Consider the following 848-nt stretch of genomic DNA (forward strand, 5'->3'; position numbering starts at 1 on the left):
AAGTGGATTGGCGCCAACGGAAAGCCGCTGCATGAACGCACTTCTCAGTTCGTACCTGCCCATCGTCCTGTTTATCGGCGTGGCACTGGTCGTCGGCCTGGCGCTACTGGCGGCCCCGTTCCTGGTGGCGTATCGCAACCCCGATCCTGAAAAACTTTCCGCGTATGAGTGCGGTTTCAACTCGTTCGACGACGCCCGCATGAAATTCGACATCCGCTTCTACCTGGTGTCGATCCTGTTCATTATATTCGACCTGGAAGTAGCCTTCCTCTTCCCCTGGGCAGTGTCCTTCTCGAAGATCGGCATGCTCGGTTTCTGGTCAATGATGGTGTTTTTGGCAGTGCTGACCATCGGCTTTGCCTATGAATGGAAAAAAGGAGCGCTGGAATGGGATTGAACGACAGTTCAGGCACCCTCGTCGCGCCGAAGCCCAAAGGTATTATCGATCCCAACACCGGCAGGCCGGTGGGGGAGGACGATCCCTTCTTCCTCGAAATCAACAATGAGCTTGCCGACAAGGGTTTTCTGGTCACCTCGACCGAGGCGCTGATCACCTGGGCGCGCAGCGGCTCGCTCATGTTCATGACCTTCGGTCTGGCGTGCTGCGCGGTCGAGATGATCCACACCTCGATGCCGCGTTACGATTCGGAGCGGTTCGGTGTCGCGCCGCGCGCGTCTCCGCGCCAGTCCGACATCATGATCGTGGCCGGCACGCTGACCAACAAGATGGCGCCGGCGCTGCGCAAGGTTTACGACCAGATGCCGGAGCCGCGCTACGTCATCTCGATGGGTTCGTGCGCTAATGGCGGCGGCTACTATCACTATTCCTATTCGGTGGTGCGCGGCTG

General features: G+C 58.8%; 2 protein-coding genes. Both read left to right on the plus strand.

Annotated features, from left to right (window positions below; translation table 11 throughout):
* Positions 1–31: 31 nt before the first annotated feature.
* On the plus strand, positions 32–397 hold the full coding sequence (locus tag X744_RS139765; RefSeq protein WP_010910112.1) for an NADH-quinone oxidoreductase subunit A: 366 nt from the start codon (positions 32–34) through the stop codon (positions 395–397).
* The coding region (gene nuoB, locus X744_RS139760) for an NADH-quinone oxidoreductase subunit NuoB (RefSeq protein WP_023763233.1) at positions 388–848 on the plus strand (461 nt) is incomplete at its 3' end. The genes X744_RS139765 and nuoB, both read left to right, overlap by 10 nt.

Origin of the sequence: Mesorhizobium sp. LNHC252B00 (genome assembly GCF_000502955.1) — a bacterium.
Taxonomy (GTDB): domain Bacteria; phylum Pseudomonadota; class Alphaproteobacteria; order Rhizobiales; family Rhizobiaceae; genus Mesorhizobium.